The 22,450-nt window shown below is 65.3% G+C and carries 25 protein-coding genes; 9 read left to right on the top strand and 16 right to left on the bottom strand.

The window, feature by feature from the left end:
• Positions 1–6: 6 nt before the first annotated feature.
• Positions 7–1,206 (top strand): FAD-dependent monooxygenase, encoded by a 1,200-nt coding sequence (locus ACVMB1_RS21670; protein ID WP_141341378.1) that lies wholly within the window; start codon positions 7–9, stop codon positions 1,204–1,206.
• Between the two features lie 24 nt (positions 1,207–1,230).
• Here ACVMB1_RS21670 and ACVMB1_RS21675 read toward each other — a convergent pair whose 3' ends face one another.
• The 4 genes from ACVMB1_RS21675 to ACVMB1_RS21690 all read right to left on the bottom strand — a co-directional run bounded on the left by ACVMB1_RS21675 (position 1,231) and on the right by ACVMB1_RS21690 (position 3,590).
• Positions 1,231–1,503 (bottom strand): DUF3551 domain-containing protein, encoded by a 273-nt coding sequence (locus ACVMB1_RS21675; RefSeq protein WP_016844297.1) that lies wholly within the window; start codon positions 1,501–1,503, stop codon positions 1,231–1,233.
• 115 nt (positions 1,504–1,618) lie between these two features.
• The gene (locus tag ACVMB1_RS21680) at positions 1,619–1,891 is read right to left on the bottom strand and encodes a DUF3551 domain-containing protein (RefSeq protein WP_076824284.1); all 273 of its coding nucleotides are present in this window, start codon (positions 1,889–1,891) and stop codon (positions 1,619–1,621) included.
• Positions 1,892–1,930: 39 nt separating this feature from the next.
• Complete coding sequence (locus ACVMB1_RS21685; protein WP_229190056.1) at positions 1,931–2,602, bottom strand: hypothetical protein; 672 nt, start codon at positions 2,600–2,602, stop codon at positions 1,931–1,933.
• Positions 2,603–2,753: 151 nt separating this feature from the next.
• Positions 2,754–3,590 (bottom strand): hypothetical protein, encoded by an 837-nt coding sequence (locus ACVMB1_RS21690; protein WP_026193124.1) that lies wholly within the window; start codon positions 3,588–3,590, stop codon positions 2,754–2,756.
• Positions 3,591–3,820: 230 nt separating this feature from the next.
• On the opposite strand from ACVMB1_RS21690, the gene ACVMB1_RS21695 reads away from it, so the two are divergent.
• From ACVMB1_RS21695 to ACVMB1_RS21705, 3 genes are all read left to right on the top strand, one after another.
• Positions 3,821–4,036: a hypothetical protein gene (locus ACVMB1_RS21695; RefSeq protein ID WP_016844293.1), complete on the top strand. Its 216-nt coding sequence runs from the start codon at positions 3,821–3,823 to the stop codon at positions 4,034–4,036.
• Positions 4,037–4,183: 147 nt separating this feature from the next.
• The gene (locus ACVMB1_RS21700; protein WP_076824282.1) at positions 4,184–4,972 is read left to right on the top strand and encodes an ATP-binding cassette domain-containing protein; all 789 of its coding nucleotides are present in this window, start codon (positions 4,184–4,186) and stop codon (positions 4,970–4,972) included.
• Complete coding sequence (locus tag ACVMB1_RS21705) at positions 4,969–6,528, top strand: glycine betaine ABC transporter substrate-binding protein (protein WP_076824280.1); 1,560 nt, start codon at positions 4,969–4,971, stop codon at positions 6,526–6,528. The genes ACVMB1_RS21700 and ACVMB1_RS21705 overlap by 4 nt, the downstream gene beginning before the upstream one ends.
• A gap of 99 nt (positions 6,529–6,627) precedes the next feature.
• On the opposite strand, the gene ACVMB1_RS21710 is transcribed toward ACVMB1_RS21705, so the two are convergent.
• The gene (locus tag ACVMB1_RS21710) at positions 6,628–8,340 is read right to left on the bottom strand and encodes a sulfatase-like hydrolase/transferase (RefSeq protein ID WP_057015052.1); all 1,713 of its coding nucleotides are present in this window, start codon (positions 8,338–8,340) and stop codon (positions 6,628–6,630) included.
• A 171-nt stretch (positions 8,341–8,511) separates the two neighbouring features.
• Entirely contained in the window at positions 8,512–9,219 is a 708-nt protein-coding gene (locus ACVMB1_RS21715; protein WP_076824278.1) for a TetR/AcrR family transcriptional regulator, read from the bottom strand.
• A 107-nt stretch (positions 9,220–9,326) separates the two neighbouring features.
• Between ACVMB1_RS21715 and ACVMB1_RS21720 the strand changes: the two genes are divergently transcribed.
• Complete coding sequence (locus ACVMB1_RS21720) at positions 9,327–9,947, top strand: hypothetical protein (protein ID WP_076824276.1); 621 nt, start codon at positions 9,327–9,329, stop codon at positions 9,945–9,947.
• Between the two features lie 12 nt (positions 9,948–9,959).
• Here the strand turns inward: ACVMB1_RS21720 and ACVMB1_RS21725 are convergent, their stop codons facing one another.
• Positions 9,960–10,193 carry a hypothetical protein gene (locus tag ACVMB1_RS21725; RefSeq protein WP_076824274.1) on the bottom strand — a complete coding sequence of 78 codons (234 nt, stop codon included), beginning with the start codon at positions 10,191–10,193 and terminating at the stop codon, positions 9,960–9,962.
• A gap of 28 nt (positions 10,194–10,221) precedes the next feature.
• Positions 10,222–10,485 (bottom strand): lysozyme inhibitor LprI family protein, encoded by a 264-nt coding sequence (locus tag ACVMB1_RS21730; protein ID WP_076824272.1) that lies wholly within the window; start codon positions 10,483–10,485, stop codon positions 10,222–10,224.
• 273 nt (positions 10,486–10,758) lie between these two features.
• On the opposite strand from ACVMB1_RS21730, the gene ACVMB1_RS21735 reads away from it, so the two are divergent.
• The 3 genes from ACVMB1_RS21735 (at position 10,759) to ACVMB1_RS21745 (ending at position 13,077) form a co-directional block, all read left to right on the top strand.
• Positions 10,759–11,592 carry a hypothetical protein gene (locus ACVMB1_RS21735; RefSeq protein WP_456849251.1) on the top strand — a complete coding sequence of 278 codons (834 nt, stop codon included), beginning with the start codon at positions 10,759–10,761 and terminating at the stop codon, positions 11,590–11,592.
• Entirely contained in the window at positions 11,517–11,777 is a 261-nt protein-coding gene (locus ACVMB1_RS21740) for an adenylate/guanylate cyclase domain-containing protein (RefSeq protein ID WP_456849253.1), read from the top strand. The genes ACVMB1_RS21735 and ACVMB1_RS21740 overlap by 76 nt, the downstream gene beginning before the upstream one ends.
• A gap of 193 nt (positions 11,778–11,970) precedes the next feature.
• Positions 11,971–13,077 (top strand): DUF2336 domain-containing protein, encoded by a 1,107-nt coding sequence (locus ACVMB1_RS21745; RefSeq protein ID WP_076824268.1) that lies wholly within the window; start codon positions 11,971–11,973, stop codon positions 13,075–13,077.
• A gap of 157 nt (positions 13,078–13,234) precedes the next feature.
• Here the strand turns inward: ACVMB1_RS21745 and ilvC are convergent, their stop codons facing one another.
• From ilvC to miaA, 8 genes are all read right to left on the bottom strand, one after another.
• Positions 13,235–14,254, bottom strand: coding sequence for a ketol-acid reductoisomerase (gene ilvC, locus ACVMB1_RS21750; RefSeq protein WP_018272993.1), 1,020 nt, complete (start codon positions 14,252–14,254; stop codon positions 13,235–13,237).
• A 150-nt stretch (positions 14,255–14,404) separates the two neighbouring features.
• Positions 14,405–15,013 carry a LysE family translocator gene (locus ACVMB1_RS21755; RefSeq protein WP_057015047.1) on the bottom strand — a complete coding sequence of 203 codons (609 nt, stop codon included), beginning with the start codon at positions 15,011–15,013 and terminating at the stop codon, positions 14,405–14,407.
• Between the two features lie 7 nt (positions 15,014–15,020).
• On the bottom strand, positions 15,021–15,896 hold the full coding sequence (locus ACVMB1_RS21760; protein WP_057015046.1) for an EamA family transporter: 876 nt from the start codon (positions 15,894–15,896) through the stop codon (positions 15,021–15,023).
• 35 nt (positions 15,897–15,931) lie between these two features.
• A complete protein-coding gene (locus tag ACVMB1_RS21765) occupies positions 15,932–16,627 on the bottom strand; it encodes a class I SAM-dependent methyltransferase (RefSeq protein ID WP_028332477.1) in 696 nt (231 codons plus the stop codon).
• A 3-nt stretch (positions 16,628–16,630) separates the two neighbouring features.
• Positions 16,631–17,173, bottom strand: a complete 543-nt coding sequence (gene ilvN / locus ACVMB1_RS21770) for an acetolactate synthase small subunit (protein WP_016841057.1) — start codon at positions 17,171–17,173, stop codon at positions 16,631–16,633.
• A 21-nt stretch (positions 17,174–17,194) separates the two neighbouring features.
• Positions 17,195–18,181 (bottom strand): threonine dehydratase, encoded by a 987-nt coding sequence (locus tag ACVMB1_RS21775; protein ID WP_076824266.1) that lies wholly within the window; start codon positions 18,179–18,181, stop codon positions 17,195–17,197.
• A gap of 207 nt (positions 18,182–18,388) precedes the next feature.
• Positions 18,389–20,164: an acetolactate synthase 3 large subunit gene (locus tag ACVMB1_RS21780; RefSeq protein ID WP_016841059.1), complete on the bottom strand. Its 1,776-nt coding sequence runs from the start codon at positions 20,162–20,164 to the stop codon at positions 18,389–18,391.
• 442 nt (positions 20,165–20,606) lie between these two features.
• Positions 20,607–21,536 (bottom strand): tRNA (adenosine(37)-N6)-dimethylallyltransferase MiaA, encoded by a 930-nt coding sequence (gene miaA / locus ACVMB1_RS21785; RefSeq protein ID WP_076824264.1) that lies wholly within the window; start codon positions 21,534–21,536, stop codon positions 20,607–20,609.
• Between miaA and serB the strand changes: the two genes are divergently transcribed.
• Positions 21,535–22,440: a phosphoserine phosphatase SerB gene (serB, locus tag ACVMB1_RS21790; RefSeq protein WP_076824262.1), complete on the top strand. Its 906-nt coding sequence runs from the start codon at positions 21,535–21,537 to the stop codon at positions 22,438–22,440. The two genes, miaA and serB, sit on opposite strands and share 2 nt — an antisense overlap.
• The last annotated feature ends 10 nt before the right edge of the window (positions 22,441–22,450 follow it).

The raw sequence follows: 22,450 nt of genomic DNA on the forward strand, positions 1-22,450 counted from the left end.
GTTCGCGTGAGTACACACCGCAGGCCAAAGGTCCTGATTGCCGGCGCCGGGATCGGCGGCCTTGTCGCCGGATTGTCGCTGCTGCAGCGTGGCATCGAGGTCGAGATCTTCGAGCAGGCGTCCGAGCTGCGCGAGCTCGGCGCCGGTGTCCAGCTCAGCGCCAACGGCACACGCGTCCTGATCGCGCTCGGGCTTGAGCAAGAGATGCAGGCGATCGCCTGCGAGCCCTCGGGCAAGGAGATCAGGCTGTTCAGCACCGGGAGGACCTGGAAACTATTCGACCTCGGCGCCTCCTCGCGCGCGATCTATGGCGCGCCCTACTGGATGGTGCATCGCGGCGACTTTCACCGCGTGCTGGTCGACGCATTCACGGCTCGGGCGCCGGGGCGCCTGCATCTCGGCAGCCGCTGCACCGGATTTGACCAGGACGACGACGGCATCTGGCTGCACCTTGCCAATGGCGAGCGTCGGCGCGGCGACGTCGTGGTCGGCGCCGACGGCGTGCACTCCGAAATTCGCCGGCAGATCGGCGGCGACACCAAACCGTTCTTCTCGGGCGTGGCCGCCTGGCGCGGCCTAGTGCCGATGGAACGGCTACCGGCGAGCCTGCAACGGGACGTCGGCACCAACTGGATCGGCCCGGGCGGCCACGTCATCACCTATCCGGTTCGCCGCGGCGAGCTGTTGAACTTCGTCGGCATCTTCGAGGGTGAGAGCTGGTCGGTCGAATCGTGGACCGAACGCGGCACGCGCGAGGCCTGCAGCGGAGCCTTTGCCGGATGGAATCCGCAGATCCACACCATTATCGCGAGCCTCGATATTCCCTACAAATGGGCGCTGCTCGGCCGCGACCCGCTCGATCGCTTCGTCGTCAGGCGCGCCTGCCTGCTCGGCGACGCCGCGCATCCAACACTGCCATTCCTGGCCCAGGGCGCCAACATGGCGATCGAGGACGGCATGGTGCTGGCGCGCTGTCTTGAAGGCTTCCCGCCCGACGAAGCACTGCAGCGCTACCAGACCGCACGGCTGACGCGGACGAACGCGATCGTGATGAAGTCGGCCGAGAATGCCAGGCGCTTCCATAATCCCGCGCTTGCCGACGCCGAAGGCGCCGACGCATATGTCTCGCGCGAATGGCAGCCGGACCGGGTGCGCGAGCGCTATGATTGGCTGTTCACCTACAATGCCTTGCGTGTGCCACTTTGACGGGACGAGTTTCGCGGGCCCGCCTCACTGAACGGGATGGCGTCCGCGGCGCACCGGACGTTCCGGCGGTGGTGGCGGAGGAGCGAAAAAGGGATTGACGATGCACATCGCAGAGAGACCCGATGCCGTCGCCTGACACTGCGGGATCGAGGTGTAGCTGCAATCGATGTGGTCTCCGGCCATCGGCCCGTTATAGAGATGCAAACAGACCGGATAGTTCGGATCATAGGCCTGTCCGGCGGCAGGTCGGGCCAGCGCGACCGCGAACGCAGCGATCGCGAAAAGTTTCAGGCGCATCGGATTCTCCTTATTGCTCGGACCGTTTCCTCACAACTGCCGGAGTTAGTCAACCGCACTGGGGACACGACGGCCATACAGTCTTGAGCGACGGCAGGCGGCAAGCCTGAGCGCGCTAGTTGGCGGACTGGCGTTGTCGCTGCCCCCGTTGCTTTGGCGGCTTTTTCGGACCTTTGTAGAACGGATTGACCGAACACGTCGCGGAGCGCCCCGAGGCCGTCGCCTGACACTGCGGAAGCGACGTGTAGCTGCAATCGATATACTCGGGCGTCAGCCTGCCGCCATAGACTTCCAGGCACACTGGATAGTTCGGATCGTACATCTGTGCGGCGGCGGGCCCGGCGATGCAAACGCCGACGGCGGCGATGATGATGAGTTTCAAACGCATCGAATTCTCCTCAAGCCTCGTCCGGAACGCAGGGCCCGGCTATCGTTGCTCGTCGGCCGGCTTGCCGTCGCCCTCACCGAGGCAGCGGATCATGAAGGCCGTCGTGTCCCGCGGCAGCACTTGCGCGGCGCGCGCCTTGAGACGGCATTCGAGCTGCGCGATCTGGCGCGCCCGCTGCCGTTCGGACGGCAGCGTCGATTGCCGCAACCGCCGCAACGTCATCGGCGAGCCGTCCGACTCGAAGCTCAGCTCGTATTTCTTGCCGTTCTGGTCGGTGGCGGCGCAGGTGATGGTGGACACCTGCCGCGTGATGAAGCTTCCGACCTGACGGCATGAGCCCGTCGACATCTCGACCAGCGGCACCGGCAGACCATCCACCCGCGGGCGGTCGCTCGACTTCAGCAACATGCGGTCGACCGCGAGCTCGAACAGATTGTCCTGGGTGCGCTCGGTGCTCTCGCCGGAGAACGAGATGATGTGGCTCTTGTCGGCGGGATCGTCGAGCACCACGGTGAATTCGGAACGGCCGCGCAGGGTGTGGAAATAGGCGACCGCCTTGCAGGTGTAGCTGCGGCCGGCGACGGTGACGTTGCGGCAAGTGCCGGACATCAACGCGTACAGATCGACGTCGTAGACCGGACCGGCGGCAACGGCGAGCGCCGGCCAGCAGAGGACGGCAGCCGCAATCAATTGAGCGAAACGGGAGATCATGCTGAAACGGTCGAAAACACGGTCGCTGGAGGGATCCATGGCGCAAGGTCGCTGATTTCCATGGACTGTGCAACGACGAAGCAGGCCTAAATGTGGACACCACGCGAACGGCTGGGGAACGCAGCACAATCCGTGCTGAAAGGCCGCGGCGTCAGATTTGCGGGCCGGACAGCGTCACCTCGCGCTCGGCGCGGAACACGTTGCTATAGAGGTTCGCGATCCACTGGCGGCCGCTTGCCGTCATGTTCAGGCAGTTGATGGCGCCCTGAATGTGCGGCGCAACCATGTTCCAGTAGAATTGCGGATAGCGGTCGACGATATCGGCCGGCGACTCATAGCCGAGCTGGCGGTTGATGCCGACCTCCTCGAACTCGTGATAGAGCGCGTTGGCCTTCCTGATATAGTTGGGATCGCCGAGCTGACCGATGAAATCGGCCGCCCGGACGATCGACGCCTCATCGTCATATTGCTGGCCTTCGGGCGCCGGAAACCGCGTGCCCTCGATGTTGCGCGCGACGCGCTCGCGATCGAGTGGAAGGACGGCCTCGAGCCTGTCGAGCACATACAGCTTCGAGCGGTCGACATGATACGGCATCAGGCCGGCATCCGACGAGCCACGCGGCAGCACCACCTTGTTGCCGGAGGCATCGATGACGTAGCCATCGGGTCCATCGCCTTTCAAAAGACCGCGCACATAGCCGATGTCGTGAGTCAGGCAGGCGATGATGGTGTGGGTGTAATCTTCGGCGGTGACGTGGGTGTGCAGCGCGCGGCCGCGGATGATGTCATGCCCGGCGAGCGTGACCAGCATGGTGTGCTCGACATTGTGGTAGAGCGCGTCGCTGTTGCCGATGCATTCCAGCGCGATGCGCGCGGCGGCCGGCAGGAGTTCGCCGAAGCGCGCCTGCGAAGCGCCGAAGGTGCGGCTGACATGCGTGGCGAGAAACTTCTCCAAAGCACCTGCCGCCAACTCAGGTAACGTCATCATCGATGCAGCCCCCGACCGCGCAACGTTCCTCGCTCGCCCCGATCTCACGCCGTAGTTGGGCAGCGACTATAGCGTATCTACGGGCGTGCGGCTACGCGCTGACGGCCGTGACGATTCGCTCCGGCCGTACTTTCCCGGTCTTGTCGGCTGCGACGCCAGAGCTGCCGATAGTGGCATGAACCCTGCATGATTCGGGTCAGACCGGGTTAACCCCACTGATAAAGGCCGTCATGCTCGTTACGCTCGTCGCCATCCTCTGCAATGCTCAACTCTGCATGGAAAAGGTCGTCACCACCAGTGACCAATCCGGCATCACCATGGGCGCCTGCGCAGTGAATGCGCAGATCGGCATCGCCGATTGGCTCGCCAAGGGGCCGTATCACGAATGGCACCTGCAGAGCTATAAATGCATCATGGGCAAGTACGTACCCAAGAACGAAGTGTGATGTGTGCTCACAGCCTCGGACGGGGCTGACCCGCTTCGACCGGAACAGCCTGCGAAACCACCGCGCAGGCGCCCGCGCCTCGAGTCAAAGTCCAATTTATGGGCTATCACTGTCGTTAACGACGGTGAGACATGAGGTCGCCCTGGAATGCCCGCAACGCCGCTGATTGCCTATGCGCATGTCGGCAAGAGTTTTGACAGTGGTCGCGTGGTGGCGGTCGACGACGTCTCGCTTGACGTGGCCGAGGGTGAATTCCTGGCGATCGTCGGCGGCTCGGGCTCCGGCAAGACGACGCTGCTGAGGCTCGCCAATCGCCTGATCGAAGCCGACCACGGCCGGATCGCGGTCGAGGGTGAGGATGTCAGCCGCATCGACCCGATCCTGCTGCGGCGCCGCATCGGCTATGTCTTCCAGAGCGGTGGGCTGTTTCCGCATCTGTCCGTCGCCGACAACATCGGCATCACGCCACATCTGCTCGGCTGGACGCAGGCGGAGATCTCGGCGCGGGTCGATGAACTGCTCGACCTTGTGCGGCTCGACAACTCACAATATCGCGAGCGTTTGCCGCACGAACTCTCCGGCGGCCAGCGTCAACGCATAGGCGTCGCGCGTGCGCTGGCTGCGAAGCCGCGCATCGTGCTGATGGACGAGCCGTTCGGCGCGCTTGATCCCCTCACCCGCGACGCGCTCGGCGACGATTATCGAACGCTGCACCGCGAGCTCGGCCTGACCACGGTCATGATCACCCACGACATGACCGAGGCGTTGCTGCTGGCCGATCGTGTCGCGGTGATGCGCGGCGGCAGGCTGCTGGCCCAGGGCACGCCGGCGGAGCTCTCGGCCAGCACCGACGGCTATGTCGGCGAACTGATGCGCACGCCGCGGCGGCAGGCGGAACGCCTGGGCGCTTTGCTGCCGCGGGGCGACACGGCATGACTCTATCGGCCGATCCGCGCTGGAGCGAGGCGCTTTCCCATCTGCCCGACTATCTCGGCAATCATGTGCGGGTCAGCGTCGCCGCGCTGGCGCTCGGGCTCCTGATCAGCCTGCCGCTTGCGATCATCGCTCGTAACCGGCCGGTGCTGCGCACGACGTTGCTCGGGCTTGCCAGCATCGTGCAGACCGTGCCCGGTCTCGCGCTGCTCGCATTGTTCTATCCGCTGCTGCTGGCGCTCGCCGCGTTGACCGCAGCGTGGCTCGGCTTCAGCTTCTCCGCCTTCGGCTTCCTGCCCGCCGTGCTGGCGCTCGCGCTCTATTCGATGCTGCCGGTGTTGCGCAACACCATCACCGGCCTGTCCGGGGTCGATCCGGCGGTGCTGGAAGCCGCCCAGGGCGTCGGCATGACGCCGCGGCAATCGCTCACCATGGTCGAGCTGCCGCTGGCGCTGCCGGTGATGATGGCCGGAATCCGCACCGCGGCGGTATGGGTAATCGGCACCGCCACCTTGTCGACGCCGATCGGCCAGACCAGCCTCGGCAACTACATCTTCGCGGGATTGCAGACCCAGAACTGGGTGTTCGTGCTGTTCGGCTGTTTCGCTGCGGCCGTGCTCGCGCTTGTGGTTGACCAATTGCTGGCGCTGATCGAGAACGGCCTGCGGAATCGCAGCCGCATCCGGACGGCACTCGGCGGGCTCGGTATTGCCGCCTTGATCGCGGCGACGGTGGTGCCCGCGATCGCGCGCCCGCATGCGGGCATCGTGGTCGGCGCCAAGACTTTTACCGAGCAATATGTGCTGTCGGCGTTGATCGCGCAGCGGCTACAGGCGGCGGGCCTTCCGGCCACGACCCGCGCCGGCCTCGGCTCCAACGTGATCTTCGACGCGCTCGCGGCCGGCGATATCGATGTCTATGTCGACTATTCCGGAACGCTGTGGGCCAACCAGTTCCACCACACCGACATCAAGCCCCGCGCCGAGCTGTTGGGCGAATTGCAGACAACGCTGGCGAAGCAAGACATCACGCTGTTCGGCGAGCTCGGCTTCGAGAATGCCTATACGCTGGTGATGCCGAGGAAGCGCGCCGAAGAGCTCGGCATCCATTCGATCGCCGACCTCGCGTCACGCGCGGCGACGATGTCGATCGCCGGAGACTATGAATTCTTCTCGCGGCCGGAATGGACCGGCATCCAGAAGGCTTATGGGCTGACGTTCCGCGCCCAGCGTCAGATGCAGCCGGATTTCATGTATGCGGCTGTTGCCTCCGGCGAGGTCGACGTGATCGCGGGCTACACCAGCGACGGATTGATCGCGAAATACGATCTTGTCACGCTCGAGGACAACAGGCACGCCATCCCGCCCTATGACGCCATCGTCCTGCTGTCGCCAAAGCGGCGCGACGACGAGGCGCTCAAGGCGGCGCTGCGGCCGCTGCTCGGCAAGATCGATATCGCCGGGATGCGCGAGGCGAATTTGCGCGCGTCGGGCAACGACGCATCATCGTCGCCCGACGCCGTGGCGCGCTGGCTGTGGGGGAAGGTCGGCGGAAAATAGCCTCTCGCCTTCATTGCGAGCGAAGCGCAGCAATCCACCTCTCCGCATGCGAGGAAAGATTGATTGCTTCGTCGCTACGCTCCTCGCAATGACGACGTCTCACAATCCCTTGATGATCCCCGCGTCGATCAACAGGCGATTGAAGCGGCGTGCTTCTGCGCCGTCCTTGCAGGAATAGAATGCGCCGTTGCAGCGAAGCATGATCGCCTTCTGCTCCTCGAACGACGGGTCGAGCGGAATGCCCGCGGCTTCCTGAATCACCAGCGGCAGATAGGCGGCGTCGATCGTGTCCATCACCGCCGGGCTCTTCACGGGTTCGAAGTTGACGGCGTCGATCGCATAGTAGGTCGCGTAATAGCGCGGATCGTAATCCATCAGCTTCTTGCCGATGCCGGCCTCGTCGAGATCGGGATCGAGCAGCTGCGGCGAGAATTCCGGCTGATGATCGCCGTAACGCACGATCAGGAAAGGCTGCGCCGGAAACTTCTTCTTCAGCGCCGCGACGAAGCCGGCATAGTCGCCAGCGCTCATCGCCTGCCGGCGCAGATATTCGTCGACCGCGGGCGTATTGCCCGGCCGCTTCCACGACGGCAGCAACTCGGGACGGAATTTGGTTTCCCAGGGGAAATGATTGGCGGCGAGATAGACGAAGGCGAACAGCGGCGTGCCTGACGTCTTCTGCTCGGCCATCAGCTTCAGCGCCTTGTCGTAGAAGAAGCTGTCGGGCTCGACATCCTTCGCATGCAGGTCATGCGCGTCGTAGAAGCGCTGGATGCCGGTCGTGGTCTGGAAGTTGCGCGCGCTCATGAAGGCGCCGAATGCGGGATAGAGCGAGAGCGTGTCGTAGCCGCAGCGGCGCAGCGCCAACGGCAGGCCGCGCTCCACGCGCCCCGATGCGATGCGGGTGACGAAATAGGAGAACCGGCCGAACGAGCGCGAGGACAATCCCGCAAGCACGTTGTACTCGGTGAACCAGCTCGGCCCGCCATTGCTCTCGGCAAGGAATTTGCGCGCGACGCCGTCGTAGGACTTGAACTGGCTGCCATAGCCCGGCGGCACCTTGACGCCGGAGGCGGCGCGGATGTCGAAACTCGATTCATCATGGATCATGATGATGTTCGGCCGCCGCCCGGCGGGATGACAGGCATCGACCAGGGGCATCTTGAGCTGATCGCTCGCGGTCGGATCCGACTCCATAAAGCCGTAGGCGACGAAATCGGACACGGCCGTGACGCCGGAGCGCGCGAACTTCGAGAGGTAGCCGTCGTCGTAATAGCCGCGCCAGGCTTCATCCGGCCAGGCGAAGGCATAACCCGAGAGCGCCGCGGTGCAGGCGAGGCAGGCCGCCGCAGCCGGCAGCCGGCGAATGCGGAACGGATCGAGCCACCACAGCGCGTACATCAGGGGCAGCGTGACGAGGCCGGCGCCGATGATCGACCAGCGCAGGCTCGGGAAGATCGTCAGCAGGAACGCCGCGGTGTCGCGGTCGATCACCATCAGGTCGACGAAGTTCGCGGTCATCTGCACCACGTCGTGCTTGAAGCGCGACAGCAGCACCAAGACCACGACCAGTGTCAGCGACAGCGCGCCCGACAGCGCCGGCCGGCGCAGCAGCGCGATGAACAGGAAGTTCAGGATTCCCCAGGTGAGCAGGAAGCAAAGCCGCGAGCCGAAATCGGTCTCGGTGCGCAGCATCAGAATCAGCGCGCCGAAATGCGGTGCCGCGACCGCCATCAACCGCCAGATGCCAAGCGCGGCAAGACCGCCGGCCAGTGCGGCAACGGAGGAGTTCTGCTGAGGCGCGGGCGCCATGGGCGGGACGCAATACAACCCGGCGCAATGCCACCGCCTTGACTGGCAACGGCCAGGAGGCATGCGGCACAGCCGGTGTCTGGGCCGCGTCACAAAACCGTAATTGAATCGTCATGAACGCGCAATGAATTTGCCTGCCCAAGCCTAGCCGCGGCAGGCAGTGCGCGTGCCTTAAACTTTGGCGGCCGGCGCGGCGTGGCTCGCGATACCCGCGATGAAGAGATCGACGATGTCGGCAGCCATCTGCTCGACCTCCGCATCGCCGACACCCCAGCGCGGCAAATGACCGTCGATGTGCATCCGCGCGAAGCCATAGACCAGCGCGCGGCCGGCGATCTGGACCTGCCTGAGGTCGCGCGTCCCGAGTTGGCCAGCTGAAAATGCCTCCGCCAGCGTGCGCTCGGTCATGCCGATCAACTCGGCATTGTCGCCGGAGACGGCGGCCGAGCGGTCGTGGTCGAAGAAGCGGCGGCTGGAGATGATCTCGAAATGGGTCGGGTTCTTCATCGCCCAGCGCAGATAGGCGATCCCGAGATGGTGGAAGCGGCCGAGCGGATCGCCTGGCGGCGCCTCGGCCAACGCCGCCTCGATCTCGGCGCGAAAGCGGCGTTGCGCCTCCTCCGCCACCGCATTCATCAGCGCGTCCCGGCTCGGGAAATGCCGGAACGGCGCGCCCGGCGAGACCCCGGCGCGGCGCGCGGCCTCGCGGACGCTGACCGCCTCCGGGCCGCCCTCGCCGACCAGTTGCATGGCGGCATCGATCAGGACCCGGCGGAGATCGCCGTGGTGATACGGCCTGGCCGCCTGCGCCCGCGTCGCGACCGGACGCGGCTTGGCGGGCCGGCGGCCGGTGGGCGGGCTTTTGGCGGAGCGGCGCATGGCGATCCTCTAGCATCACCCGCTTGTGAATGTAAGCGATGATTACACGGATTGACCGCGCGCGGACACGAAATGTAACTGGTGATTACATAAACGGGAGGCGGGATATGGCGACGCATCGCAACTGGTTCGAGGGCTGGCGGCTGTTTGGCCTGCTCACGCTCACCCTGATCGGGCTTTCGATCTGGATCGCCGCCATGCGGCAGTTCGAGGTCGAGGGCGTGCGGATGGTGATCCGCTTCACGGCGCGGACCTCGCTCTTGTTCTTCTGCCTCGCCTTCTCGGCGGCGGCGCTGGCGCGGCTGTGGCCGAACGCCTGGACGCACTGGCAGCGCCGCAACCGCCGTTATTTGGGCTTCACCTTCGCGGCCTCGCACGCCATCCATGCGGTCGCGATCGCCGCCTTCGCGATGCTCGATCCGCCCGGCTTTGCGGCCGCGACCTCGATCGTCTCCTACGTCTTCGGCGGTATCGGCTATCTCGCCATCATCGCGCTGACCGCGACTTCGTTCGATCGCACGGCTGCACTGCTCGGCCCGCGCGCCTGGCGCAGGCTGCATCTGATCGGCGGCTATTATCTGCTGCTGCAGTTCATGGTCTCGTTCGGCAAGCGGATTCCCGAGATGCCGCTCTACGCGCTATTCCTCGTGCCGCTCGCTGCGGTGTTCGCGCTCAGGATGATCAGCATGGCCGGCCGGCCCGCGCCACGTCAGGCGCAGGCGAGCTAAGATCGGGCCACCTTACACCAGGTGAAACTTGCGGCCGAGCTGGCGATGAACCGATAGCACCGCGCGGTCGACGTCGCTGATCAGGCTGTCGCCGAGCACGACGTTCGGAATCTCCCAGTTGCGTCCGATCTGCGCATCGGGCAGCCCGGCGATCGCCGGCACGCGCGCGGTCTCACAGCCGGGCTGGGCGCGCAACGCCTCATCCGCAAGCCGGGTCAATTCGTCCTGGCTCTTTCCATCAGTCATGACCTCGGTCCTGACTCCGGAAGATGGCTCACTGATGGCCAAGATTCTCCAGTTCCTTAGCGCGGGCTTCGGTCATGCTGCGCATGCATTCACCGGCATCGAGCCGGGCGATAGTGCCCTCGCCGAGGTCGTAATACAGGCAGTTGGCGTCACGATACTGGATCCATAGCCGCTGCGCGGTGCGCAGCTGTTCGCGCTGCTTGTCGTCGGCGGCATCCTTCAACGCCTTCTGGTAGGCGACGTTCATCCGCTTGTCCCACTGCGCGGTCTTGGCCTTGAGGCATTCGACCATCTGGTAGGTGCCGCCGTCTCAGGATGGCTCGCCAACGCTCTGATCGCCGGCGCGGGCAACCGGCGGGGTGAAGGCGATGAAGACGGCCGTCAGAACGGCCATGAGCCTGCACGCGCCTGTGGTCACAGCCGATGTCATGCCACTTTCCCTGTTCGATCGATCCTGTCGTCGCAGCATACATGAGTGCCGCCGCGATGCATCCCGTCCACCGCCGGTCGCGCCGCAGCTGGCCTTCCCGGTCCGCGCAGGATATTTCATATGCATGGAGGGACCATGCGGCGCGCCGTGACGCCTGTGATCGTCTTGGCGGTGTTCGGCCTGCTCGTCGGTGGGCTGTTTCGCTATGCGTTCGATGAGTCCGACGAGGCCTCCGTCTCGAATTATGTGCGCAGCGCCCTCGACGGCGCAGCCCTCACGGTGATCGTCTGGGCGACGCATCTCTATCTGGCCGCACGTGGTGGCTGGCTGCGACGGCAATCACTCATCGTCGAGCTGATCGGCCGCTCTGTGATCCTCGCCGTCACCGTTGCGGCCGCCGCGATCGTGCTGGAAATCGTGCTTTACGGGCATGGGCTCGAAGCCAAGTGGATGCGCGAAACCTTCCTGAAGATCATTGGCGTCGGCCTGCTGCTGTCGATCCCGATCACGACGATCTACGAGCTGGTCCGGATGATCGGCGGGCACACGCTGCTCAGCATCGTGCTCGGACGCTATCGGCAGCCGGTGCGCGAGGAGCGCGTGCTGCTGTTCCTCGACCTGGTCGGCTCGACGACGCTAGCGGAATCGATGGGCGAGCTGCGCGTGCAGGAATTGCTGACGCGCTTCTTCTTCGACATCGACGAGCCGATCGTGTCGCACGGCGGCGAAGTCCACGCCTATGTCGGCGACGAAGTGATCGTGACCTGGCCGGCCAATGCCGACAGCGATCGCGGCGGTATCTCGATTGCGTGTTCGCGATCGAGGATCGCCTCGCCAAGCGGGCCGATCAATATCGCAAGGAGTTCGGCGTGGTGCCCGCGTTTCGAGCCGGGATGCATGCCGGTCCGGTCGTCATCGCGGAATGCGGGGACTCGCGGCGGCAGATCGCCTATTTCGGCGACACCGTGAACGTCACGGCGCGGCTGCAGGCGCATTGCAAGGAGGCCGGCCGTCCGCTGCTGGTATCGGGCGACTTGCTGCGCCTGCTGCCGCCGGACCGGGATTTGGTCGTCGAGCCGCTCGGCTCGACGCAATTGCGCGGACGTGCCGCCTCGATCGACATCTTTTCCGTCGCGCGGCGCGTATCGTCCTAAACGATCTCTTAAAATGCACCGGCATCAGCTTCCGCCGAGCCGAAAGCGCGCATTGAATCGAGTCCGGTCGCAGCCTGTTAAGGATGCGACGCACACCGTATTTGCACCGGGTTCCACCTTAACGCAGGTGTAAGACCGCGCCCCGCATGGTGTGCAGACAGGTGTCATTCAACAAAAACAAGGTTGCCCATCGATGGCGCAACAGGCGTCACAATCGATTATTGCCGAACTCGAGGATGCGGTCCGGGACGGGACATCGGCCAAGCGTGTGCAGACGCTGCGGCAGGTCACCGATCTGTTCCTGAACGACGGCGACCGCCTCAACGATGAACAGGTCAAGGTGTTCGACGACGTGCTCTGCCTCTTGGTCGCGCGCGTCGAGACCCGTGCGCGGGCCGAGCTCAGCAAGCGGCTCGCCCCGCTCGACTATGCGCCGTTCGAGGTGATCCAGCACCTCGCCTGGGACGACGACATCAGCGTCGCCGGCGACGTGCTGACCCACTCCAGCCGCCTTTCGAACGACGCCCTGCGCGAGATCGCGAGCAGCAAGGGCCAGGACCACCTGTTCGCGATCTCCGCGCGGGAAAACCTGCCGCCTTCCGTCACCGACGTGATCATCGACCGCGGCGAGGACAAGGTGATCCGGCGTCTCGCCAAGAACGCCGGCGCGCAGTTCTCCGACAACGGCTATTCCAGCATCGTCGCCCGCGCCGAAGGCGACGACGAGCTGGTCGAGATCCTCGGGCTGCGCATCGACATTCCGGCCAAGCTGCTGCGCGACCTGCTGCAGCGCGCCAAGGATACGGTGCGCGCCCGCCTGCTCTCGATCGCCTCGCCCCGGGCGCGCGAGGAGATCAGCCAGGTGCTGAACGACATCGCCCAGGAAGAGGCCGCGGCGCCGCGCCGCAACTACGGCATCGCCGAAGAGCTGGTCAAGCTGATGAAGCAGCTGAACGAACTCGACGATGCGGCCGTCTACAAATTCGCCGAAGAGGGCAAGCTCGACGAGGTCACGGTCGCGCTCGCCGTGCTCAACGACATGCCGATCGCGATGATCGAACGGCTGATGCTCGGCCTCCGCTCCGACCTGATCCTGATCCCGTGCCGCTCGGCACGGCTCAACTGGCCGACGGTCGAAAGCATCCTGCGCAAGCGGCCGCTGCCGCTGCCGCTCGACAATGCGACGCTCGAGATCGCGCAGCGCGATTACCGCCGGCTCTCGCTGGAAACCGCGCAGCGCACGGTGCGGTTCTGGCAGCTGCACAACAGGATCGAGAAGCAGCCGATGGCGGCCGGCTAGCGGCCGCTGCGCCTCTGCGACAAAGACAAAGGGTGGGCAACGCGCCCACCCTTTTTCATCACAGCGTCATTCCGGGGCGCCTCGAAGAGGCGGACCCGGAATCTCGAGATTCCGGGCTCGGTCCTGCGGACCGCCCCGGAATGACAGGCCTCGCCTGTCAGTTCTTGCTCTTGTCGACGAGCGCGCCCTTCTTGATCCAGGGCATCATGTCGCGCAGCTTGGCACCGACTTCCTCGATCGGGTGTGCGGCGAGCTTGGCACGGGTCGCCTTGAACGAGGTCTGGTTGACCTTGTTCTCCAGCATCCAGTCGCGGGCGAACTTGCCGCCCTGGATGTCGGCCAGCACGCGCTTCATTTCGGCCTTGGTCTCGGCCGTGACGATGCGCGGACCGGTGACGTACTCGCCGTATTCGGCGGTGTTGGAGATCGAGTAGTTCATGTTGGCGATGCCGCCTTCATAGATCAGGTCGACGATCAGCTTCACTTCATGCAGGCACTCGAAATAGGCCATCTCGGGTGCGTAGCCGGCCTCGACCAGGGTTTCGTAGCCGCCCTTGATCAACTCGACCAGGCCGCCGCAGAGCACCACCTGCTCGCCGAACAGGTCGGTCTCGCACTCTTCCTTGAAGGTGGTCTCGATGATGCCGGCGCGGCCGCCGCCGATCGCCGAGGCATAGCTGAGCCCGAGGTCATGGGCGTTGCCCGACGAATCCTTGGCGATCGCGATCAGGCAGGGCACGCCGCCGCCGCGCTGGTATTCCGAGCGCACGGTGTGGCCGGGGCCCTTCGGCGCGATCATCAGCACGTCGAGGTCGGCGCGCGGATCGAGCAGGTTGAAGTGCACGTTGAGGCCGTGGGCGAACACGAGCGCCGCGCCCTTCTTCATGTTGTCGTGCAGGTGCTCGCGATAGATGTCGCCCTGCAGCTCGTCCGGGGTCAGCATCATGACGAGGTCGGCCCACTTGGCGGCTTCGGCGACTTCCATCACCTTGAAGCCGGCGTTCTCGGCCTTCTTGGCCGAGGCCGAACCCTTGCGCAGCGCAATCGCCACTTCCTTGACGCCTGAATCCTTCAGGTTCAGCGCGTGGGCGTGGCCCTGGCTGCCGTAGCCGACGATGGCGACCTTCTTGCCCTTGATCAGGTTCAGGTCGGCATCGCGATCGTAGTAAACTCGCATCGTGGTTTCCTCGTTTGAAGGGGGCCAAAATCGGCCGATGAATCAGGCATTCGGAAGGTCAGAACCGCCGGGCGCCCGCGAATTTCCGGCGTTGTCTAGAGCATTTTCCCCCTCAGGGGAAACCCTCATCTCGCATGGCGCGGTGCGGCATCATGCGTCCATGAAGACCGGGTAGAGCGAGGCCAGCAGCAGGATGGCCATCACCACATTGAAGGCGCGGATCGCCCGGGGCGAGGTCAGGATCGGCCGCAGGGCGGTCCCGAACAGCGCCCAGACGACGCAGGACACCGTGCCCAGGATCAGGCTCAGGCCGACCTGGATCGCGATGTTCCAGGGAAAGGCGGCAATTGCCGCATAGGCCGTGATGGTGCCGATCACCATCACCCAGCCCTTGGCATTGATCCACTGGAACATGGCGGCGCCCCAGAACGTCATCGGGCCGCGGCCGCCCCTGTCGTCCTTGTCCGCCGAGGGCGGCTCGGCCATGGCGATGACGGCGGCGAGATAGATCAGGTAGGCGACGCCGCCATATTTCAGGATCGTCTGCAGCACCGGATAGGCGATGAAGACGGTCCCCAGCCCGACGCCGACCGCGCCGACCATGAAGGCGAAGCCGACCGTGATGCCGGCGATGTGGGGCACTGTACGGCGGAAGCCGTAGGTCAGCCCCGACGACAGCAGCATGATGTTGTTGGGGCCCGGCGTGAAGAACATCACGACAGCGAACACGACAAAGGCGAACAGCAGCGAATTCGACATGGTGCCCTCACGCGACTTTCGGCAGAGCTTTTGGCCGCTTCGACAGCAGCATCACGGCGATGCCGGCGATCACGGTGACCATGCCGGCCAGCCGCAGCGGCCCGAATGTCTCGCCGAACACGATGCTCGACGCGGCGGAGCCGACGAACGGCACCAGCAGCGCGAACGGCACCACCTGCGCCGCCGGATAATCCCGCAGCAGCCGGCCCCACAGCCAGTAGGCGATGCTGGTCGAGATGCCGCCGAGGCAGAGCATGCAGACGAGCCCGGTCAGCGACATGTGGGTCAGCGCATGCCAGGTCGGCTGCGGGCCGTTCGTGATCAAGGTCAGCACCGCGAGCGGCACCGCGGCTGACAGGCACAGCCAGGCGAACAGATCGAACATCGGCGCGCCGTTCGCCTGCCGCAGGAGAAGATTGCCGATCGCGAAGCTGATCGGGCAGATCATGATGATCGCAAACGCGGCGACGCTGAAGTCGTAGCCGACCGTCCCGCAGATCATCAGCAGGCCGAGCGCGGCGATCGCGATGCCGATTGCCTGGCTCCGTGTCGGGATTTCCCCGAAGGCCAGGGCGGCGAAGGCGATGGTGAAAAGCGCCTGGCTCTGCACGATCACGCTGGAAAGCCCGACGGGAACGCCATGCGCGATCGCAAAGGCCTGTGCGAGGAACTGGCCGAGGAACAGCGTTGAGCTGATCGCGATCAGAAGCGGCCAGGAAACGCCGGGCTTGCGCAGGAACAGGCACGGCAGCGCGGCGATGGCGAAGCGCAGCGTCGTCATCAGCTCCGGCGAGAACTCATCGAGCGCGATCCGGCTTGCGACGAACGCAAGCCCCCAGATCACCGCGACCATGACGGCGATGCCAACATCGGCCGGCTTCATTGTTGTTCTTCTTGTGCTTCCGTTTCGGTCGGGATCTAGATCTGTTCGTCGGGCTTCGGTTTACGCAGCAGATAGGTGCCGTGCAGCGGCGCGTGGTAATCAACGGAGACCAGCGTGAAACCGGTCTCGGTCAGCATGCGCTCCATCACCCAGCCGAAGGTCGAGTATTCGTCGCGCATATGGGTGATCACGCTTTCGCGCTCGAAGCCGTGATTCTTGATCGAGAAGTCGGCCCATCCTTCGACATCGCGATCGACACCGTCGGGCATGCCGACGAACACCATGTCGCGCAGGTAGAAGTTCGCGCCGGGCTTCAACGCGTTGAAGATTCGCGACAGCGCCACCGCCTTCCAGAAGTCCGGCAGATGGTGCAGCGTGAACTCGCTGACGATGAGGTCGTAGGAATTCGGTTGGTAGGCGAACGACAGCAGGCCGGCCGGCTGGGTCCGGATCTTCGCCTTGCGGTCGCGCGCATAGATTTCGGCAAGCCCGATCATCGCCGGCGAGATGTCGATGGCGTCGACCTCGGCGCCCATCAACGCCGCCTCGGTGGCCAGCACGCCGTTGCCGCAGCCGATATCGGCGATCCGCCAGCCCGGCTTGACGCCGAGCATGGTCAGCGCCTGGCGGGCACGGACATCGCTGTCCTCGCTGACGTCATAGATCGAGGCCACCGCGGTATCGAGACCGACCTGCCGCCGTTGCGTATAGTACCAGTCGCGCGCCAACATGACTCACATCCCTTCCGGTCCGCGCGTGATCGCGGCCACCCCGGTTCGTGACACTTCGACCAGGCCCAGCGGACGCATCAGGTCGATGAACTGACTGATCTTGGACGAATTGCCCGTGATCTCGAACACGAAGCTCTCGGTCGTGGCGTCGATCACCCGGGCGCGGAACGCGTCCGCCAGCCGCAGCGCCTCGACGCGGTGATCGCCACCGCCCCGCACCTTGACCATCGCAAGCTCGCGCTCGATCGAGCTGCCGGTCAGCGTCATGTCGACGACGCGGTAGACCGGGATCATGCGGTCGAGCTGATGCTTGATCTGCTGGATCACCATCGGCGTGCCGGTGGTGACGATCGTGATCCGCGAGAGATGTTTCTGGCTCTCCGTCTCCGAGACGGTGAGACTCTCGATGTTGTAGCCGCGGCCGGAGAACAGGCCGATCACGCGCGCGAGCACGCCGGGCTCGTTCTGCACGAGCACGGACAAAGTATGCGTCTCGTTGGGATCGTGACGCTCTTCGAGGAAATAGGCGGATGCGGGCTGGTTCATGGTCGTCCCCTTACATTCTGTTCACGCCACCGCCCGCTCGGCGGCCGGCGCAGCATCCGTTCCGATCCAGGTCCGGAACAGATCGAAATCGATATTGCCGCCGCTCAGGATCAGGCCGACCCGCTTGCCGGCGAGCCTGCTCTTTTCCTGCAGCGCGGCCGCGAGCGCCGCAGCGCCCGCGCCCTCGGCGAGATTGTGGGTGTCGGTCCAGTAGGCGCGGATCGCCTGCCCGACCTCGTCGTCGCTGACCTGCACGATGCGGGAGGCACCCTTGCGGATCAGCGCGAACGCATCCGCGTCCGGAATCCGCGTCGCCATGCCGTCGGCAAGGGTGTTGCTGGACTCGGTGGTGACGATCTTTCCGGCCGCAAACGACAGCGCATAGGACGGCGCCTCGGTCGACTGCACGCCGACGATCTCGGTCTTCAGCCCAAGCAGGTCGCGCGCCATGATGCAGCCGCAGATGCCGGAGCCCTGCCCGATCGGCACATAGAGAATGTCGAGATCGGGCGCGGTACGGAACAGTTCGAGCGCGTAGGTCGCGACACCCAGCACGAGGTCCGGGTGGAACGACGGCACCATGTGCAGGCCGGCGAATTGGGCGCGGCGCTCGGCCTCTTCCCGCGCGGCCTGGAAGTCGTCGCCGTGCTCGACAAGCTCGGCCCCGAACGCGTGCATGGCGCGGTTCTTCTCGACCGAGTTGCCGCGCGGCACGTAGATCGTCGCCGACACGCCCTGACGTCCTGCCGCGAACGCCAGGCTCTGGCCATGATTGCCGCGCGTCGCCGAGATGATGCCGGGAACGTCGGGCCGCTCGCGCTTCAGCCGTTCGAGATAGACCAGGCCGCCGCGCACCTTGAAGGCGCCGGTCGGCGTGTGGTTCTCATGCTTGACCACGACCTCGGTGCCGAGCCGCTCGGCCAGCAGCGGCCAGGCGTGCGCCGGCGTCGCCGGCACTGCGGTGCCGACGATCCGGTGTGCACGCTCGAGCTCGTTGAGGTCAAACATGGGAGCCGCCCTCCATCCGAGCGCGCGATAAGTTCCCTCGCCCCGCTCTTTGCGGGGAGAGGGTTGGGGTGAGGGGCTGTTTCCAGAGTAATGGTGAGAGACGGACTCGCGGAGACTCCCCCTCACCCGGATTGCGCTTGCGCGCAATCTGACCTCTCCCCGCAAGCGGGGCGAGGTGAAAAGAGAGTGCTCCACGTCGATCCATCATCACACCAGCGCCTTGCCACCGGAGAAGGCCTTCGCGGTGGCCTCATCGGTCGCCTCTTCCGGCAGCAGCATCTCGTTATGCGCCTTGCCGGACGGGATCATCGGGAAGCAATTCTCCAGCGCGGCGACGCGGCAATCGAACAGCACCGGGCGCTTGATCGAGATCATCTCCTTGATCGCGCCGTCGAGATCGGACGGCTTGGTCGCCTGCAGCCCGACGCAGCCATAGGCGTCGGCGAGCTTGACGAAGTCCGGCAGAGCCTCGGAGTAGGAATGCGACAGGCGGTTGCCGTGCAGCAGCTGCTGCCATTGCCGCACCATGCCCATGTACTGGTTGTTCAGGATGAATATCTTGATCGGCAGCTCGAACTGGACCGCCGTCGACATCTCCTGGATCGTCATCTGCACCGAGGCGTCGCCGGCGATGTCGATCACCAGGCTGTCCGGATGCGCCACCTGCACGCCGACCGCGGCCGGCAGGCCGTAGCCCATGGTGCCGAGACCGCCCGAGGTCATCCAGCGGTGCGGCTCCTCGAAGCCGAAGAACTGCGCGGCCCACATCTGGTGCTGACCGACCTCGGTCGTGATGTAGGTGTCCTTGCCGCGGGTCAGCTCGAACAGGCGCTGGATCGCGTATTGCGGCAGGATGATATCGTTGTTCTTGCGGTAGGACAGCGAGTTGCGCGCGCGCCATTGCGCGATCTGCTGCCACCACGACTTGATGTCCGGCTTCTTGGCTTCTGCCTTGAACACCTGCAGCAAATCGCCGAGCACGTTGCCGGCGTCGCCGATGATCGGCACGTCGACGCGGATGTTCTTGTTGATCGAGGACGGATCGATGTCGATGTGGATCTTCTTCGAACCCGGCGAGAAGGCGTCGGTACGGCCGGTGATGCGGTCGTCGAAGCGCGCGCCGACGCACAGCATGACGTCGCAATCATGCATCGTCATGTTGGCTTCGTAGGTGCCGTGCATGCCCAGCATGCCGAGCCAGTTCGGGCCCGAAGCGGGATAGGCGCCCAGCCCCATCAGGGTCGAGGTGATCGGGAAGCCGGTCGCCTCCACCAGCTGGCGCAGCAGTTTCGAGGCCTCGGGGCCCGAATTGATCACGCCGCCGCCGGAATAGATCACGGGACGTTTGGCATTGGCGAGCAGCGCCACCGCCTTGCGGATCTGGGTCGCGTCGCCCTTGACGCGCGGCGTGTAGGAGATGTGCACGTCCGACTTGCGCGGCGGATGATAGGTGCCGGTCGCGAACTGCACGTCCTTCGGCACGTCGACCACGACCGGGCCGGGCCGGCCGGTAGTGGCGACATAGAAGGCCTCGTGCAGCACCCTGGCGAGGTCGTTGACGTCGCGGACCAGCCAATTGTGCTTGGTGGCGGGCCGCGTGATGCCGACCGTGTCGCACTCCTGGAAGGCGTCGTTGCCGATCAGGTGGGTCGGCACCTGGCCGGTGATGCAGACCAGCGGGATCGAATCCATCAGCGCGTCGGTCAGCGGCGTCACCATGTTGGTGGCGCCGGGGCCCGACGTCACCAGCACCACGCCGGGCTTGCCGGTCGAGCGGGCATAGCCTTCGGCGGCATGGCCGGCGCCCTGCTCGTGACGGACCAGGATGTGCTCGACCTCGCTCTGCTGGAAGATCTCGTCGTAGATCGGAAGCACCGCACCGCCGGGATAGCCGAAGACATGCTGCACGCCGTGATCGATGAGCGCGCGCACGATCATCGCGGCGCCGGTCATCTGATTGGGATCGTGGCTCTTGTCGGTCATGGTTCGCTCCGGATGCGCTTGTTTTTGCGCGGCTTTTGTCAGTTCTCGTCAGTTCGGCTTCGGGCAATAAAAAGGGGCCCCAGAGGCCCCATGCACACCGCCCGAATTTGGATGGCCGCTAGCCATCCCCGGCGGTGTGCCTGGGTACGACGGCGATAAGCAGTTTGGTAATAATGTTGCGCACGAGACGACCCAGTCTTCCCAAAGGTTGCGCGAACATAGCGGCCAAAGCCTGAATGTCAAGGCAAGGCAAGCACTTTCGCGATTTCCGTACTCTACCGGGGTTCCGCTCGTTCGGCGAGTGTTTTTGCGCGGGCGAACGCGCATGGCTGACGGGCGTGCGGGACCGCCGGCCCGGTAGCCCGTATGGGAGCGCAGCGCAATCTGGGATAGCCTCCGCGCGGAGGGGCCGGTCCCCGGATTGCGCTGCGCTCCATCCGGGCTACGGGACTTGCTCTCGCAGCCATTTGCCCGCCGTATCCGGCTCGACCCATTCGAATTCCGGGAGCTGATGGCGAAACCAGGTGAACTGGCGCTTCGCATAATGGCGGGTGTCGGCCCGGCCGATCTCGGCGGCCTCCTCGCGGCTGATCTCTCCCCTCAGGTGCCGGATCAGCGCCGGCACCCCATGGGCCTTCATCGCCGGCAGCAACGGATCGAGCCCACGCGCCGCCAGCGCCGCGACCTCGTCGAGCGCGCCGGCATCGAGCATGACACCGAACCGGGCGTCGATCCGTGCATAGAGCCTCTCGCGCTCCGGCGCGAGAAACAGCGCATGAAAATCGCCCGGCGGCAGCAGTGGCGGCAGGCCCTCGCGATGCCAGTCCGGCAGCGGGCGGCCGGTGGCCTCGACCACCTCGAGCGCGCGCGCGATGCGGGTGCGGTCGCGCGGCTTCAGCCGCTCGGCCGACACCGGATCGCGCGCTGCAAGCTCGGCATGCAGCGCCTCGACGCCGTGCTGCTCGAGCCGTGCGCGCACGCCGTCGCGCACATCAGCCGGGATCGGCGGCACCGCCGACAAGCCGCGCGTCAGCGCCTTGAAATAGAGGCCCGAGCCGCCGATGAAGATCGGCAGCCGTCCCTGCTCACGCGCCTCGCCGAGCACCTTCGCCGCATCGGCCACCCAGGCGCCAGCGGAGAAATTCACGCCGGCGTCGACATGGCCATAGAGCCGGTGCGGAACCAGCGCCTCTTCGCCTGCAGTCGGCCGCGCGGTGATGATCCGGAGGTCACGATAGACCTGCATGGAGTCGGTGTTGATCACGACCCCGCCGGTCCGCTGCGCGAGTTCGAGCGCCAGCGCCGACTTGCCGCTGGCGGTCGGCCCTGCGATAAGCACTGCCTTGTTCAACAATCCCGAATGCGCCTGCATGTCCCTCGTTGCCACGCTGATCTGCAATCCTGCAAGCCCCGCGCTCGACTCCACCATCGTCGACGGTGCGCGGGCCGTGCTGCCCTCACCCGGCCCGGCGCAGTGGCTGTTCAACGAAGTCGCCGCCGACATTCCGTTCGAGAGCGAGGACAGCAGCAGGGACGGTATCAAGGCGATCGAGGAACGCGTTCGCCAGGCCCGCGGCGACCTGCCGATCGACATCGTCGTGCAGCCTCGGATCGCCCGGCGCAAGAAGCTTTTTCTGGCCGACATGGATTCCACCATGATCGGCCAGGAGTGCATCGACGAGCTCGCTGACTTCGCCGGGCTCAAGGCCCATGTCGCTGCGATCACCGAGCGTGCCATGCGCGGCGAGATCGAGTTCGAGTCCGCGCTGCGCGAGAGGGTGGCGCTGCTCAAGGGACTGCCGGTCAGCGTGGTCGACGAGGTGCTCGACAAGCGCATCACGCTGACGCCGGGCGGCCGCGAACTGGTCATGACCATGCGCGCGCACGGTGCCTATACCTGCCTGATCTCGGGCGGCTTCACCTTGTTCACCAAGGTGGTCGCGGCGAAGGTCGGCTTTCAGGAAAACCGCGCCAACCAGTTGCAGGTCGTGGACGGCAAGCTGACCGGTGAGGTGGTCGAGCCGATCCTCGGCCGCGCCACCAAGCTCGCCACCTTGATCGAGCTCACCGAGTCCTTCGATCTCGACGAGATCGACACCCTTGTGGTGGGCGACGGCGCCAACGATCTCGGCATGATCCAGGCTGCGGGCCTCGGCGTAGCCTATCACGCCAAGCCGGCGGTCGCGGCCGCGGCCGCGGTCCGGATCGACCACGGCGATCTCACCGCGCTGCTGTACGCGCAGGGCTACCGGCGGGATGAGTTCGTGGCGGGGTAGCAAACCGTCA

Source organism: Bradyrhizobium sp. USDA 4504 (genome assembly GCF_054063995.1).

Excerpts from the sequence above, each read along its gene's own strand:
- ACVMB1_RS21675 (WP_016844297.1), bottom strand. The coding sequence starts at position 1,503 with ATGCGCCTGAAACTTTTCGCGATCGCTGCGTTCGCGGTCGCGCTGGCC.
- ACVMB1_RS21680 (WP_076824284.1), bottom strand. The coding sequence starts at position 1,891 with ATGCGTTTGAAACTCATCATCATCGCCGCCGTCGGCGTTTGCATCGCC.
- ACVMB1_RS21685 (WP_229190056.1), bottom strand. The coding sequence starts at position 2,602 with ATGATCTCCCGTTTCGCTCAATTGATTGCGGCTGCCGTCCTCTGCTGG.
- ACVMB1_RS21690 (WP_026193124.1), bottom strand. The coding sequence starts at position 3,590 with ATGATGACGTTACCTGAGTTGGCGGCAGGTGCTTTGGAGAAGTTTCTC.
- ACVMB1_RS21695 (WP_016844293.1), top strand. The coding sequence starts at position 3,821 with ATGCTCGTTACGCTCGTCGCCATCCTCTGCAATGCTCAACTCTGCATG.
- ACVMB1_RS21700 (WP_076824282.1), top strand. The coding sequence starts at position 4,184 with ATGCCCGCAACGCCGCTGATTGCCTATGCGCATGTCGGCAAGAGTTTT.
- ACVMB1_RS21705 (WP_076824280.1), top strand. The coding sequence starts at position 4,969 with ATGACTCTATCGGCCGATCCGCGCTGGAGCGAGGCGCTTTCCCATCTG.
- ACVMB1_RS21710 (WP_057015052.1), bottom strand. The coding sequence starts at position 8,340 with ATGGCGCCCGCGCCTCAGCAGAACTCCTCCGTTGCCGCACTGGCCGGC.
- ACVMB1_RS21715 (WP_076824278.1), bottom strand. The coding sequence starts at position 9,219 with ATGCGCCGCTCCGCCAAAAGCCCGCCCACCGGCCGCCGGCCCGCCAAG.
- ACVMB1_RS21720 (WP_076824276.1), top strand. The coding sequence starts at position 9,327 with ATGGCGACGCATCGCAACTGGTTCGAGGGCTGGCGGCTGTTTGGCCTG.
- ACVMB1_RS21725 (WP_076824274.1), bottom strand. The coding sequence starts at position 10,193 with ATGACTGATGGAAAGAGCCAGGACGAATTGACCCGGCTTGCGGATGAG.
- ACVMB1_RS21730 (WP_076824272.1), bottom strand. The coding sequence starts at position 10,485 with ATGGTCGAATGCCTCAAGGCCAAGACCGCGCAGTGGGACAAGCGGATG.
- ACVMB1_RS21735 (WP_456849251.1), top strand. The coding sequence starts at position 10,759 with ATGCGGCGCGCCGTGACGCCTGTGATCGTCTTGGCGGTGTTCGGCCTG.
- ACVMB1_RS21740 (WP_456849253.1), top strand. The coding sequence starts at position 11,517 with ATGCATGCCGGTCCGGTCGTCATCGCGGAATGCGGGGACTCGCGGCGG.
- ACVMB1_RS21745 (WP_076824268.1), top strand. The coding sequence starts at position 11,971 with ATGGCGCAACAGGCGTCACAATCGATTATTGCCGAACTCGAGGATGCG.
- ilvC (WP_018272993.1), bottom strand. The coding sequence starts at position 14,254 with ATGCGAGTTTACTACGATCGCGATGCCGACCTGAACCTGATCAAGGGC.
- ACVMB1_RS21755 (WP_057015047.1), bottom strand. The coding sequence starts at position 15,013 with ATGTCGAATTCGCTGCTGTTCGCCTTTGTCGTGTTCGCTGTCGTGATG.
- ACVMB1_RS21760 (WP_057015046.1), bottom strand. The coding sequence starts at position 15,896 with ATGAAGCCGGCCGATGTTGGCATCGCCGTCATGGTCGCGGTGATCTGG.
- ACVMB1_RS21765 (WP_028332477.1), bottom strand. The coding sequence starts at position 16,627 with ATGTTGGCGCGCGACTGGTACTATACGCAACGGCGGCAGGTCGGTCTC.
- ilvN (WP_016841057.1), bottom strand. The coding sequence starts at position 17,173 with ATGAACCAGCCCGCATCCGCCTATTTCCTCGAAGAGCGTCACGATCCC.
- ACVMB1_RS21775 (WP_076824266.1), bottom strand. The coding sequence starts at position 18,181 with ATGTTTGACCTCAACGAGCTCGAGCGTGCACACCGGATCGTCGGCACC.
- ACVMB1_RS21780 (WP_016841059.1), bottom strand. The coding sequence starts at position 20,164 with ATGACCGACAAGAGCCACGATCCCAATCAGATGACCGGCGCCGCGATG.
- serB (WP_076824262.1), top strand. The coding sequence starts at position 21,535 with ATGTCCCTCGTTGCCACGCTGATCTGCAATCCTGCAAGCCCCGCGCTC.
- miaA (WP_076824264.1), bottom strand. The coding sequence starts at position 21,536 with ATGCAGGCGCATTCGGGATTGTTGAACAAGGCAGTGCTTATCGCAGGG.